The 13160-nt window shown below is 41.9% G+C and carries 12 protein-coding genes and 1 pseudogene; 1 reads left to right on the top strand and 12 read right to left on the bottom strand.

The genetic code is table 11. The features are described from left to right. Positions 1-148 precede the first annotated feature (148 nt). Positions 149-1635, top strand: a pseudogene (locus tag IGI86_RS02900) (helix-turn-helix domain-containing protein). A gap of 160 nt (positions 1636-1795) precedes the next feature. On the opposite strand, the gene IGI86_RS02895 reads toward IGI86_RS02900, so the two are convergent. Genes IGI86_RS02895 through IGI86_RS02840 form a run of 12 tightly spaced genes read right to left on the bottom strand, consistent with a single transcriptional unit; the run spans position 1796 to position 13085 of the window. Beyond that, positions 1796-2158 carry a DUF7006 family protein gene (locus tag IGI86_RS02895; protein WP_077453629.1) on the bottom strand — a complete coding sequence of 121 codons (363 nt, stop codon included), beginning with the start codon at positions 2156-2158 and terminating at the stop codon, positions 1796-1798. 53 nt (positions 2159-2211) lie between these two features. Further along, the gene (locus tag IGI86_RS02890) at positions 2212-3672 is read right to left on the bottom strand and encodes a helix-turn-helix domain-containing protein (protein ID WP_081119042.1); all 1461 of its coding nucleotides are present in this window, start codon (positions 3670-3672) and stop codon (positions 2212-2214) included. Positions 3673-3686: 14 nt separating this feature from the next. Continuing rightward, positions 3687-4784 carry a non-hydrolyzing UDP-N-acetylglucosamine 2-epimerase gene (wecB, locus tag IGI86_RS02885; protein ID WP_430617733.1) on the bottom strand — a complete coding sequence of 366 codons (1098 nt, stop codon included), beginning with the start codon at positions 4782-4784 and terminating at the stop codon, positions 3687-3689. A 31-nt stretch (positions 4785-4815) separates the two neighbouring features. Beyond that, a complete protein-coding gene (locus tag IGI86_RS02880) occupies positions 4816-5847 on the bottom strand; it encodes a glycosyltransferase family 4 protein (RefSeq protein ID WP_413132625.1) in 1032 nt (343 codons plus the stop codon). Next, positions 5844-7259, bottom strand: coding sequence for a lipopolysaccharide biosynthesis protein (locus tag IGI86_RS02875; RefSeq protein ID WP_140966640.1), 1416 nt, complete (start codon positions 7257-7259; stop codon positions 5844-5846). The genes IGI86_RS02880 and IGI86_RS02875 overlap by 4 nt, the downstream gene beginning before the upstream one ends. A gap of 8 nt (positions 7260-7267) precedes the next feature. Then, a complete protein-coding gene (locus IGI86_RS02870; RefSeq protein WP_269924645.1) occupies positions 7268-8521 on the bottom strand; it encodes an O-antigen ligase family protein in 1254 nt (417 codons plus the stop codon). Next, on the bottom strand, positions 8518-9264 hold the full coding sequence (locus tag IGI86_RS02865; RefSeq protein ID WP_156237224.1) for a WecB/TagA/CpsF family glycosyltransferase: 747 nt from the start codon (positions 9262-9264) through the stop codon (positions 8518-8520). Before IGI86_RS02865 ends, IGI86_RS02870 begins: the two co-directional genes overlap by 4 nt. After that, positions 9264-9911 (bottom strand): sugar transferase, encoded by a 648-nt coding sequence (locus IGI86_RS02860; protein WP_140966643.1) that lies wholly within the window; start codon positions 9909-9911, stop codon positions 9264-9266. Before IGI86_RS02860 ends, IGI86_RS02865 begins: the two co-directional genes overlap by 1 nt. 13 nt (positions 9912-9924) lie before the next feature. After that, positions 9925-10566 (bottom strand): CpsD/CapB family tyrosine-protein kinase, encoded by a 642-nt coding sequence (locus tag IGI86_RS02855; RefSeq protein ID WP_081119035.1) that lies wholly within the window; start codon positions 10564-10566, stop codon positions 9925-9927. Further along, on the bottom strand, positions 10566-11300 hold the full coding sequence (locus tag IGI86_RS02850) for a YveK family protein (protein ID WP_077453638.1): 735 nt from the start codon (positions 11298-11300) through the stop codon (positions 10566-10568). Before IGI86_RS02850 ends, IGI86_RS02855 begins: the two co-directional genes overlap by 1 nt. Before the next feature lie 40 nt (positions 11301-11340). Further along, entirely contained in the window at positions 11341-12594 is a 1254-nt protein-coding gene (locus tag IGI86_RS02845) for a nucleotide sugar dehydrogenase (RefSeq protein WP_430617732.1), read from the bottom strand. After that, positions 12591-13085, bottom strand: coding sequence for a hypothetical protein (locus tag IGI86_RS02840; RefSeq protein ID WP_008377972.1), 495 nt, complete (start codon positions 13083-13085; stop codon positions 12591-12593). The genes IGI86_RS02845 and IGI86_RS02840 overlap by 4 nt, the downstream gene beginning before the upstream one ends. Positions 13086-13160 lie beyond the last annotated feature (75 nt).

Genomic DNA, 13160 nt, shown 5'->3' with positions numbered 1-13160 from the left:
TAATAAATTTCACCAGCCGGTGAAATTTTTCACTAGAATGATGTTCCTTCATCTTTTATTCAGTCAGAGAGAGACGAAATTTCATATGTAAAGCAACAAAAAAAGAGCCCTTTTTCACCTACCACCTATTTTTAGAGGAGAGGTTTTCATGAAAAAATTTCAACTAAAGTTTTTCAGAAATCGATCATTGATTCGAAAAATACAGTTACTGAGTGAATTTGAAAAAAATGATACTTATAGCTTAAAAGGCTTAGCAACGATCACCCAAAGCAGTAAGCGAACCCTAATCACTGACATTCAAACGCTCCGCGAGTTCTTCAAAGATTCTCTTGCGATTCACTCAACAAAATTTGGGTATTCCATTGAAGAAATTGATCCCGACGGTTATTTAAAGCAAAAACAGCTTCTTGTCAAAGACGAACCCATTTTTCAACTGCTAGAAAGCTTTTTTTTCAACGAAAAGTATTCTTTACTTGATTGGAGTCTCGCATTAAACTTATCCGAGCAAGCACTGTTGAATTACTTTAAGAAAATCAATACTTACTTAGCACCTTTTCACTTGCAAATCGCCACAAATCCCGTCGTATTGATTGGTTCGGAAATCAACGTTCGCCAGTTCTTTTTTGTTTTTTATTATGAATCAGCGATTAACGTAAACACACTGTTCCCCTCGATTGACGTGCAAAATACTGTGATAGAAATAACTCGATGCTGGCAGGATAAAACCCAACTGGCTTCCGCCTTTTCCTATTTCTCTTATATTCTCTATATCGCTATTGAACGCAACAAAAATGGCTTACAGGTCCATCTTTCTGCAGAGCTGAAAAACTTTTACGACCAAAGCAAGCCATTTTTTCAATTAGAATCTTTACATGCCATTATTGAACGTTTCTTTGATTGTACGTTTCCTGAAGAAGAAGTCATCTTTTTATTTATCTGTCTGATTTGTCGGCAAAAAATCAACCAACCTGCCCTACTAACAAGTGAGCTTGTTTGCGAACAATGGCCTGAAATCAAACAACTAGCCCATGACTTTTATAAAGAAACTCGTGGCTCATCATTTGATGAAAGTAAGGACTTAGTATGGTTAGAGAGCTTTTTCATCCGACTGAAATTAAGAGAGCTACTCTCTCCAACAATGAATGTCGCCATCGATGATTTAACGCAATTCGTCAAGGAAAAATTCACTGATGAATACCAAAAAAACCAATTTTTTTAAGCCATCACGAACTTGTCAAACGATTCTACGATCCGACTTACCTAGATGATATTTGCGTCAGTCTGACGCTGCATATGGAAGCGATCAAAGAAGAAAATTGGGGGCGGCAACGAACGATCGCGATCATTTTCGAAGGAAATGAGTATGCTTGTGAATATGCGGAAAGTATCATCCGAAAATACTTGGCACCTTTTCATACGCTTTATTATCCTGACGCCGGCGAATTATCACCAAAATATCTCCAAGAAAAGAACATCGATCTACTGGTCACCAACTATTCCGAATACACCACAGAGTTTTTGCTTGAAGTGGAATGCGTGTTGTTGAAGTCATTTCCTGACGCTACCGATTGGAATCGACTACTTAAGCAAATCAATCCACGAATCTTGCGTTTGGTTGTATTAGACAATGTGTAAGTCAGATCGCTAGATTTTTCTTCCTATATACGTATACAACATAACGCTCTTCAGATAATCAGTTATACCAAACGATGCTAACTTTTTTCCAAATCAATCAAACACGATGATATATATTAGTTAAACTCTGACCGTCTTGATCGATCAGAGTCTATCTTTACTATTTTTCGCTGAGATAAATCAAGCCATGTGGCGCTTTTTGATTCGTCCCAATCCCTGCCATTTGTCTGTAATAAACATTTTTGTCTTTTTTGATCATTTCGACGATCTCTTCTTCTGCTAATTCGATTTCCTTAAAAAAATCATGTCGAAAAAAATCTAAAAACATTTGTAACTGAGCATCGATCTCTAACAAATCAGCGATTTGTTGGAGAACATTCTCGTATTTTGTATAACAAATTTCTTTGAATCGTGTCTGCAACTCGGTGCACACCTGTTTGATCAAAGGATATTCCTGTAAGTAACAAAGCTCACTATAATTTTTCAAATAGGCTTCTGGTGTCACATGTCCTTTTTTCATCATGATTGCATCATTCCTATCTTTCATCTGAATATATTTTTGCACATAGACAAGGGCTAAAGTTTAAAATCGATCAGTGACATGAGTCTGCGCCAATCAGTTGAGTTCGGGATTTTATTGAATAATAAATAGACTCCTGAACAAGAAAAATTCGACATATGCTCGTTATAATTGGTAACGATAATATCAAATTGGTTCGCTTCAAAATAGCCAGGATTAATATCTAACACATTAGGAAAATAGAGTTTTTGGTAGCTGCCAAGATACTTACGTGCTGTGACTTGAATCCGTTGAGAAATAAATTGATTTCCTTCCAATAGAAATGCGATTTTTTTGGGCTTTCCCCAGTACAATTCTTTGACACAGTCCATGTGAATCGTTAAGACTGCGCTGATATCCACGATCATTTCTAAAGACAAGCCTTTTAGATGCTTGAATTGCTTTTGTAAAAACGTGGTGTTTTGTGCCATCTCTTCGGGAAATTGTTTTTTAACAAATGAAATCAAATCTGGAATCACTTTATTCAAGACCGGGGAAAGTTTGTTCTTTAGTAAGACTGTAGCAAAAAAGGAATGAATCAAAACCGTGCTGTATTCAAACGCATAGGGCGGTACCACTACTTCCTTTAGATAGCGTTGGGTTAATTGCAGGATCTGAGAATCTCTGCCTAGCTTGTTGCAAAAATTTCTTTCCATCTCAATATCAAACACAGTCCGCTTCCCCATAGATAAAGCATAAAAGTAGATGATTTCTTTTTCGGCGATCGTTGTTTGTAAATGATGCGACAGCATCGTCTTTAAATTTTTCAGCTCGAGATAATACTCTTTGCGAAACTGTTTTACGATGGCTGGATCGATCGTGACGTAATGCCCATGAGAGGTTCTTTCTAAAATGATATATAGCATGTAACTGATTTCCTCAAAGGCGAGATTAGAGAAATTGCTGTCGAATTCTTCTTTTTTTAAATTTAGACCGATCTCATGAATAATCAACGGTGGAAATACGGTATGAGGAGTACTGTCGGATTCATAAAAAAAATTCAGAAAAAAGTGCCGGATATTGACTTCTGCTCCCACGAGATCGACGGTGGTTTTGTTCAACGTCAATTGATATTGCGCTAAAATGGGATCAATCTTTCTGAAATAACGCATCAGTGTGGCAGGAGAAATAAACAAAATGTCTGACCATTCATTGATTGTCAATATTTCACCTAAGAAAATGCTCTCAAAGATGCGAAACAATGGTTCATTACTGATTAAATTCCGCTTTTTTTCTAAGTAGCTCTCTGCATCAATAATTTGTAACTGATACCCACTATTTGTTGTCTCCATTTCAATCGAGGCTTCGAAGTAATCCTTTATATTTTGTAGATCTTCAATAATGGTTCGACTAGAGCTTTTGATCACTTTTGACAACCCACGAATTGGTACGTGAGAGGCATGCTCCATGTGTTCTAGCAGATGTAGCCACCTTAGTGTCGTTTTACTAATGACAAAAGATGATTGGAATTGTCTCATAGATTCGCCTTCCTCTACTCGAAATAACTTTTTAATTCAGCCACGATCCGCTCGCTCGCTTGCCCGTCTCCATAGGGATTCTTGGCTTGTGCCATTTGTTTGTACGCTGCCTTATCTGACAATAAATGAACGATTTCTGAATACACACGGTCTTCTTGAGTGCCAATCAGTTTCAAAGTCCCTGCTACCACCCCTTCTGGGCGTTCCGTCGTTTCACGTACGATCAAGACGGGGATACCCAAGGAGGGTGCTTCTTCTTGAATCCCTCCTGAATCGGTCAAAACAAGGTAGCTGCCTGCCAGTAACTGATAGAATGCAGGGGCATCCAATGGTTCAATCAGTTGAATGTTTTGCTGCCCTTCTAAATAGTGCTGGGCAAGTGTACGGACGCGGGGATTTTTATGCATGGGAAAGACGATCGTCAGATCTGGATAAGCAACAGCGATGCGTTTTAGTGCACGAAAGACTTGTTCCATGGGTTGCCCAATGTTTTCTCGTCGATGCATCGTAACTAAGAGGTTTTTTTTCTCTATGATTGGTTTTCGCTCTTTTTTTTGTGCCAACGTATGGTACAAAGCGTCGATGGACGTATTGCCCGTGACTACAATACGGTCTTGTGGGTGGCTTTCTTTTAAGAGATTGGCACGGCTTTGATCCGTCGGTGCAAAGAGAAAATCCGCTAGTTGATCAATCAACCGGCGATTCATTTCTTCCGGAAACGGATCATTCTTGTTACCTGTTCGCAGCCCCGCCTCCACATGACCAATCAAGATCTGCTGATAAAAAGCGGCCAGCGCAGCTGCGACTGCCGTCGTCGTATCGCCATGAACCAACACCACGTCTGGTTCTTCTGATTGAAAAATACCTTCGAGTCCTTCTAGAATACGACTGGTGATACTAGACAAGGTTTGATTTTCTCGCATGATAGCCAAGTCGTAATCAGGGGTCAGCTCAAACGCCGCTAATGTTTGCTCAAGCATTTCTCGATGTTGCCCTGTCACGACGATCTTCGATAGAAATCGTGGATCGTTTGCTAGTTTCTTGATGACCGGTGCCATTTTGATTGCTTCGGGTCGTGTACCAAAAATAGATAATACCTTTATTTTTTGCATCTTACTTCTCCTTTTTTCAGCAATTTGTGCATTAATCAAGTTGCTTTTTGTAGATCTTCTGCCAGCGCTTCATATACGCCGTTAAGGCATAGTGTTGCTCAATCGTTGCTCTGGCTTGTTGACTGATCTTGATTCGTTCTTCCTTGTTAGCTAACAGTTCACTCAATGTCTCGATCATTGCTTGAGTATCACCGGCAGCTACTAGGTAGCCATTTTCACCTGAGTGGATCAACTCCGGGATTCCCCCGACATTGGTCGCTACATTGGGGATACCTGCTGCCATGGTTTCTAAAATCGCCATCGGCAAGCCTTCGTGATAAGAAGGGAGAAAATGGACGGCAGCCTTGCGAAAAACAGCTGGTAACGCATCGGTTGCTACCCACTCATTTAAGAACACATTGGTCAGGGCTTCTTCTTGGAGCTGCTGGGCAACTTGTTGATTTTCTTGATCCCCAAACAACATAAAGCGAACCTCAGGGAAGGAAATAGCCATTGCTTTGGCAACTGCCAACAGATCAAAACTGCCTTTTCTTTGCCCGATCCTGCCAAGAGTAATGACCCATTTTGCGGTGGGGTCATAAACGGATTCCTCCGGCACCTCTACGGCATTTGGCAAGACCTCGATCGAGGTATCCGTAATTGTTTGGTAGAATGCTGCCCAGCTGCTACTTAGTACTACAAGCTGATTCACCCGTGATAACGTAAAACGGACCCACCACTTTGCCCATGAAGGACTGTTTTGATAAAACTGATCAAATTGCGAAGCATGCATATGAAAAATCGTCTTGCAATGTTTTGGTGCTAGCAACAACAGCAAACTCTTGCGATAGAAACTGCCCTTTTGCGCGACGTGGAAATGAAGGATCTGGCACCTTTCTTTTTTGATATGCCGACGAAAGGTAAGAAACGCTTTGAACTGCGTCCAATATTTTCCTTTTTCCGACCAGGTCGTATGAATGATGAAACGCACGTCCTCTGGCGCTTGTGCTTTTTGGAAATTATGAATGACCGTTGCGATCCCCCCTTTTGCTGCTGGATCTGGACCGATAAGTAAGATATTCATGCTTTGTTGATTTTCCTTTCTTGTACAAATCTAGTTACCTGCTTTAGTTCCTTGCGATAAAGAACAACGACGAAGAGCATCAGCAGCAAAACGAGGCTCTTTTCCAGCCAAAGAGTCCGATTGAATGCCGTAAACAGCGCAAAGCAATACAGCATGATCGAAAGGCTGATTTGGCGTTTGACTGAGAATCCCTGCCAATAGGTCATCGAAAAATATGTACGGGCAAAAAAGAAGACCAAGTACCCTAATGCCGTAGCACAAGCCGCTCCTGTGGCGCCAATTGTCGGTACGAGTAGGAGATGACCAAGGGAGGCGGCTAAGACCGCCAGCAAAGAGGCAGCAATATTCAAATGACTTTTCTTATAAAAAACGATCCCGAGATTGGTCGTTTCACTGATCGTCATCATCAAGGGATAAAAACATAACAAGGGAAACAAGTACTGGGCCTCTGAGTAGTCTTGCGACAATAAGATGACGATCGTTTCTTTGAAAAAGACCATCATTAAAAAGAAAATCGCCAAGACGAACATGATAAAGTGACTGACTCGTTCGTAATAAATCAATGGTTTGCCTTTTTTGAACCATTCATAGGAGGTGGGAATCCAAAAATTGGCAAAACTAACTTGTAGAATCATCAAGGCACTTGCCACTTTGAATGCAGCCGTGTAGATGCCCAAAGCGGCAAAATCAGCAAAATAGCGCAGCATCATTTTGTCGATAATCATTAATAGGCTATAGAGAAACGTACCGACCACGGTTGGCAAGCCAAAACGACTTAGCTTCTTGATCAGGTTGCGATCGATTTGGCGAATGAGCGGCCTAAAAAGCGCCAGGTTTGCCAGAACCAACAGACAATCACCGATGATTTGTCCTAGAAGCATGCCATAGACCACCGTAATGAACGTCGGCGGACCAAAAAAGAGAAACAGCAACGTGATGAACAAGACCATGAATTTCACCAAAATACTGTAAACGGAGAACTGGATCGCTTTGTTTTGCATTCGAACCGTTAATAAAAGAAACCGTTCAAAAATCAGTAGTCCCGACGAGAGAGCAAATAAATAAATCGCACGGGTGTACTGTGGAGATTCAAACAAAAGCTGCGAAAACGGTGCGGCAAAAACCACTAGGATCAGCTGGAAGATCAGCGATCCGAGCAACGGGACGAGCATCGCTTGTTGCAGCAACTCGCGTTTGTTTTCGTGGTCATGGTATTCCCTCGTGAAGGCTTGGTCGAAGCCGAGATAGATCACGTATATCAAAAAGGTCTGTGCCAGGAAAAACATACTGGTCTTCCCATATTCTTCGGGTGTCAAAAAGCTGGTCGTTACGGGCAAAAGCACCAGGTTTAAAACCGCCGAACCTAACGAACCGAGGGAGAAGAAGCCCAGCCTCAAAAGTAATTTTTTCAATCAGTTGTTCACTCTTTCTCTGTTAAAATAATGCCTCCACAAATCAATCCTAAAAAGGTGGAAGACAATGCCGAATACAAAACATGCCCAGCAAAAAAACTATAAAAAAGCACCACGATCAAGACAAAGCTATAAACCGATCGCTTTTTCGGCTGAAAGGCTAAGTAAACAAAATAGGCGAGCATCAGCAGCAATAACGCTATTCCTAGTAGGCCTTGCCCGAAAAGGGTGTCGAAGAAGTCCATTTCAATTAAGCCAAGACGACCAAAGTGGGCCAACCGGTATTCAAAGCCTTGGCCAAAGATCATGGTAAAGTGACGAGCCTCATCATTTAAGAAGGCGTTCATCCCACCAATCAAAAAATCACTTCTTGAACTAGAAAATAAGCGGATCAAGTCTCCATCGAAAAGATGATAAAAATACACCATGCGTAGATAGGTTCCTTCGACGGCTTGGATCAGCAATGGTAGTCCTTGAATAAGCAGCCAAGCAATCGTAATAAAACTCATAAACCAGATAAACAGTTGTTGCAGGAATGCTTTACGATCAATCCCTAGCACCAATCGGATTAAAAGATAGAACAAGACACCGACACCATAAAACACGCCGGTTTTCGTACCGACCAAGACCAAACAGACGAAATTTCCAGCGAATAAACTAGCCAAAAACAACGAAAACTTATGGGTCTGTTCTTTGATCGAAACAATTAGTGCCTGGACTGTAAAGGTGATGGAAACAATAAAGGCAAAGCTCGTATCATTATTGGCAAAGAAATAGCCTTTATACCCAGCATCAGAATTGTCATAAGTTTGGTAGCCTAACCCTAAAAAATAAGGAATCAGTAGCCCCAAGGTGAAGCAGACACTAATAACAATAAACAAGCTGTCGTAGTGCAGTTTGGAGAAGTCGTTTTTTCGTTGATAGACATAATAAGGAATCAGTACCCATAAGAGGTATTTGATATACACCGATAGATCCTCAATCACCCATTGCCAGCTGTACTCCAAAAAAAGCGCTTGTAACAGAAAAAGCGTAAGTGTCACAGCGATAAACCCATACGTTAAATACGTATAGTAGCTAAGGGGAATCTTTTCTGTCACGATCATAATCACTAAGAACAAAAAGAAAAGCAGACGGTAGAACACGCCAACGGGAAAAGGAATGCCCAGACTTAGAAATAAACCGTTTAAGACGTCGATTATCGGAAAAATGGCCACAATCCCCAGAAAGAAGCGGTGATGGCTTTGCTGTTTTGATTTCATGCGTTTCTTCTTTTTTCTCCCCACACATACTGTAAAAAGCGCAAATTTCCTATGATATAGCGATCAAACATCCTAACTGGCTCTTGAGCAAAGCGATAAAACCATTCCAACCCTGCCCGCTGCATCCACAAAGGTGCCCGTTTGGTTTTGCCTGCGACGATATCAAAGCTGCCGCCAACCCCCATCGCAAAGGGCACTTGCAATACTTCGCTGAATGTATCGAGCCAAATCTCTTTTTGCGGACTAGAAAAAGCGACAAACAGCAAGTCTGGTTTCGTCCGTGCAATCTCTTTTGCCACGTACAATGATTCGTCTTCGGAAAAATAACCATGGTGAAAACCCGCTATGTTGAGGTCGGGATAAAGCTGTTGGTCATGTTTGACGACGGCTTCTACGACTTCCGCAGTTGCTCCTAAGTAATAAGGCCGCCAGCCTTTTTCTGCTGCAAGCTTGACGAGTTCGCGAAAAAGATCGATGCCCGTTACCCTTTCTGGTACAGGACAACCTAAATATTTCGCTGCCCAGACAATCGACTGGCCATCAGCCGTGATCAAAGCTGCCCGATTGACGATCGATCGCAACGAGGGATCATTGCGCATCAAGTTTATTTTTCCCGCGTTAATTGAAACATGTTGTGCGGGGCCCCCTTGTTCGATCATTGCCTCGATTTTAGAAATGGTTTCTTGAAAACTTAGAGAATCTAGATTGCTTCCTAAAAGTGACACACGTGTTTGTTGCTCCATTAGAATGCTCCTTTGGGTAAGAAAACAACGCCAATCGTTTTCATAATAATTTTCAAGTCCAATAACCAGCTTAGGTTATTGATGTAATAAAGATCCAATGCGACCATCTCCTGAAAGCTTAATTCGTTTCGTCCACTGACTTGCCACAACCCTGTGCAACCGGGTGTGACAGACAATCGTTGCTTGTCTTTTTCTGAATAGCTGATGACTTCTCTTTCTAAAGGAGGACGGGGACCAATCAGTGCCATCTCCCCTTTCAAGACATTGATCAGTTGGGGCAATTCATCAAGACTCGTTTTTCTCAACAAACGGCCTAGCCGCGTCACTCGTGGATCTTTTTTTAGTTTAAACATGGCCCCTTCAATTTCGTTTTTATCAAGATACTGTCCTAATAATTGATCGGCATCAGGTACCATCGTTCGAAATTTGTACATCACAAACGTGGACTCATTTTTCCCAACACGGACTTGCTTAAAAATGATCGGTGCGTGCCAGTTAGAAAATTTGATCCCTATACAAATCAGCAGTAACAGCGGGCTAAGGATGACTAATAAGCCCAAGCTAAAGATGGTTTCTATTGATCGTTTCCAACGTACATAGCCAGTAACCCGAACTGTTGGCTGTTTGTCTAAAGCGGGTCTTTCCACAAAGTTCCCCTCCTTAATAATAGTAATTTTCGGCTGTATCCGTGCCATTCACGACGACACCTAAGATGTTTGCGTTGACAAGGCGCAGTTTTTTGACGGCATTTTTTGCGGATTGCTTGTTCGTTTTATCCGCATGAACAACTAAAAGTACACCATCAACTTTCTTGGCTAAGATCAAGGCATCAGAAACGACATTGACTGGTGGTGTATCAATAATGACCACATCGTATAGTTGTTTGACCTCTTGCAAAGCTGCGGTCATTTTCGAAGAAGCGAGCAGATCATTGGGATTTGACATGATAGCTCCACTAGTAATGATTGAAAATTCGCAATCTTCTAAAATCACTTGTTGGACACAGCTTTCGATGGAGACAGCCCGTCGAATATAATTGGACAAACCCACATGCATTTCTTGTGAAAACAAATGATGTTGGGTGGGCTTACGCAGATCCGCATCAATCAATAAGGTTCGGTTGCCTTTTTGGGCATAGGCGACCGCCAAATTTGCTGAGACCGTGGATTTTCCCGTACCGCTTTCTCCTGAAGTAATCAAAATCGTTTGGGCATCTTGTTGTTGGCATAAATAGTCGACATTTTCGCGAATCAATTTTACTTGTTCGCTGATGATGGAGTAATTTTCCTTCATGCTACGCATCACACACGCTTCCTTCCTCTAAGGCTTCTCGACTGGATGGTTTTAAACGAAGCAACTCGTTTTTCTTTGCTTATCTCACCGATGACTTTTACCCCTAAGACCTCTTCGATTTCAGTATTTGAAGCAAAACTGCGCTCAAAAACCAACAGGAGGAACACATACGTAAAAGCGAAAAGAAGACTTAAAAAAGCGGTCAAACTGTACAACAAAAATTTGTTTGGACGAGCTGGCGTTTCTTGCGGTAAAACGGCTCCTTCTGCCAAAATCGTGACATTATCAATGTTCATGATCTTAGGGATCTCTTCACTAAAAACATTTGCGGTCGTATTGGCGATCTTCGCTGCGATCTTTGGACTTTGATGGTAGGCATTGATCTCAATGATCTGCGAGTTAGTGGCATTCGATACACTCAAAATCTCTGACAGTTCAGCCACATCATAGCTTCCCTCTAGCGCCTCACTGACTTCATTTAAGATGCGAGGACTCATGATGATGGTGCTATAGGTACTGACGAGCTGAAGGTCTGCCTGAATCGTCTGGTTTTCCAGACGATTGCCAGCTGTCGTTTCTGACTGACTAATCAGCAACTGTGCACTTTTTTGGTAAATGGGTTCAGCAAACAGGGTTAGATAAAGCAACATCGCTAGTAAGGGAACACTAATGATCATGAGGATCCAGCCTATTCTTTGCTGAAAAACTTGCTTCAATTTTTTTGTGTTTATTTCTTTATTCATTGGTTTTCCCTTTCAATAACATAAATAGCAATCAAACCATTTACTGGGCGCTTGGTAATGCCCCAAGAGAATAGGCGGCATCGAACCTCGTTTTATCTGTCACAATATTTTTCGTGTCAAAAACGATTTTTTGTTTCATCGCTTGAATGGCGGCTGGCGCTATGTCTTTAAAAGCATCATGGTCACAGAGGATCAATGCCAGATCACTGTCTGTTAGTGCTACTTCGAGATGTGCAACATCAGAAGTGGCGACATAGGGGTCATAAGTGGTGACTTGCAGTGCTTTCTTTTGTTTCAGTCTTTTGGCGATCTCAATTGCCGGACTTTCTCTGGCATCGTCAATATTGCCTTTATAAGCCAACCCTAAGACCGCGATCTTGTTTCCGCCATGGATTGCTAAAATCTCTTCGACTTTTTTTATAATGAATTCAGGCATCTCTGTATTGATCATCCGCCCCAACTGAATCAACTTTGCGTCTTCAGGTGCTGCCGCGACAACAAAATACGGATCGACTGCTAAGCAATGACCGCCGACACCAGGTCCCGGTTGATGGATATTGACCCGTGGATGCTGATTGGCTAACTCAATCACTTGGAGTGCATCAATGTTTAGGCGATCCCCAATTTGGACCAATTCATTGGCTAGTGCAATGTTCAAGTCGCGATAGGTGTTTTCCATCAATTTCGATAGCTCAGCGATACTTGCAGAAGTCTCCAGCACGTTTCCTTTGACGAAGGACTGATAAATGCGTTTGCCTTGTTGGGTGCAAGCGCTCGTCATGCCACCAATGATTCGATTGTTCATCACCAGCTCTTCAAAGATTTTCCCTGGCAAAACTCGCTCTGGGCAATGCAACAAATAGAGATCTTCTCCAATGGTATAACCTGCTTTTTCAAAAAATGGTCCAACGATGTCTTCCATCGTGCGGGGTTGAATGGTCGATTCAACAATGACTGTGTTGCCTTTTTCAAGATAGGGTAAGATAGCAGCCATCGCCGCTTTCACGTAGGACAAGTCGCAACTACCAAATTGATCGGCGATATTTGGCGTTGGTACGGCAATAATAAAGACATCCGCTTTTTCTGGTACCAACTGTGCCTTGAATGTCTTTTTCGCTAAAGCTTGTGCTAGATAGCGATCAATGTCGGGTTCTTCGATTGGTGCCTGACCTGCTTGAAGTGATTGAACGACTGTTTCAGACACATCAACCCCAACGACTTCAATCCCATGGTTTGCAAAAGTAAGTGCTGTGGGTAGCCCGATATACCCCAATCCAATAACGTTTACCTTCATTCGCTCTTAACATCCCATTCTGCTAATTGTTCTTCACCGGGTTTATAAATCAGTTTTTTCGCCACTTGTCCTTCTTCTAAAGCAAAGGAAACTTGTCCAGTGATGGTTTCACCTACAGCGATCTCATTGCCAAACATCGCCATGGTATGATCAAGTTCAAGAAATTCTCCCTCTTCAGTTTCTAAAAGAAAATCAATCGAACCTAATCCTGCGGCAACTGACCCCATGTTTTCTGCTGTGATGGTAAATGTATGTAAAACTTGTTCCCCATCTTCTGTTTTCTTTTGATTGATTTCTTGTTTGTCGATGATGATCTTTAATCCACCAATGATCGATTGCGGCTCGGCATTGCTTTGATCCGTGATTTGTTCGATTGGTTCGCTGCCTTGGGTAGTATCCGTCTTTGCTTGGTCATCCGTCGAGCAAGCCGCTAAAAAACTCCCCATGAGGGCAAGGCTAAAGAGGCTAACGATTTTTTTCTTCATGTTCATTTGCTTTCTCTCTTTCTATCAATGAAGAGCCCCTTGCAACAGGCAAGGTACAAGGGGCTCTCGTAGTTTCTGTTT

It is taken from the genome of Enterococcus sp. AZ188 (assembly GCF_050544075.1).
In the GTDB taxonomy this organism is placed as follows: Bacteria; Bacillota; Bacilli; order Lactobacillales; family Enterococcaceae; genus Enterococcus_D; species Enterococcus_D entomosocium.
This window is presented reverse-complemented; position numbering and strand designations above follow the sequence as displayed.

What these genes read in the sequence shown, in the direction of transcription:
- IGI86_RS02865 (WP_156237224.1), bottom strand. Translation starts at nt 9,264, where the DNA reads ATGGAGCAACAAACACGTGTGTCACTTTTAGGAAGCAATCTAGATTCT.
- IGI86_RS02890 (WP_081119042.1), bottom strand. Translation starts at nt 3,672, where the DNA reads ATGAGACAATTCCAATCATCTTTTGTCATTAGTAAAACGACACTAAGG.
- IGI86_RS02880 (WP_413132625.1), bottom strand. Translation starts at nt 5,847, where the DNA reads ATGAATATCTTACTTATCGGTCCAGATCCAGCAGCAAAAGGGGGGATC.
- IGI86_RS02845 (WP_430617732.1), bottom strand. Translation starts at nt 12,594, where the DNA reads ATGAAGGTAAACGTTATTGGATTGGGGTATATCGGGCTACCCACAGCA.
- IGI86_RS02870 (WP_269924645.1), bottom strand. Translation starts at nt 8,521, where the DNA reads ATGAAATCAAAACAGCAAAGCCATCACCGCTTCTTTCTGGGGATTGTG.
- wecB (WP_430617733.1), bottom strand. Translation starts at nt 4,784, where the DNA reads ATGCAAAAAATAAAGGTATTATCTATTTTTGGTACACGACCCGAAGCA.
- IGI86_RS02895 (WP_077453629.1), bottom strand. Translation starts at nt 2,158, where the DNA reads ATGATGAAAAAAGGACATGTGACACCAGAAGCCTATTTGAAAAATTAT.
- IGI86_RS02850 (WP_077453638.1), bottom strand. Translation starts at nt 11,300, where the DNA reads ATGAATAAAGAAATAAACACAAAAAAATTGAAGCAAGTTTTTCAGCAA.
- IGI86_RS02840 (WP_008377972.1), bottom strand. Translation starts at nt 13,085, where the DNA reads ATGAACATGAAGAAAAAAATCGTTAGCCTCTTTAGCCTTGCCCTCATG.
- IGI86_RS02855 (WP_081119035.1), bottom strand. Translation starts at nt 10,566, where the DNA reads ATGCGTAGCATGAAGGAAAATTACTCCATCATCAGCGAACAAGTAAAA.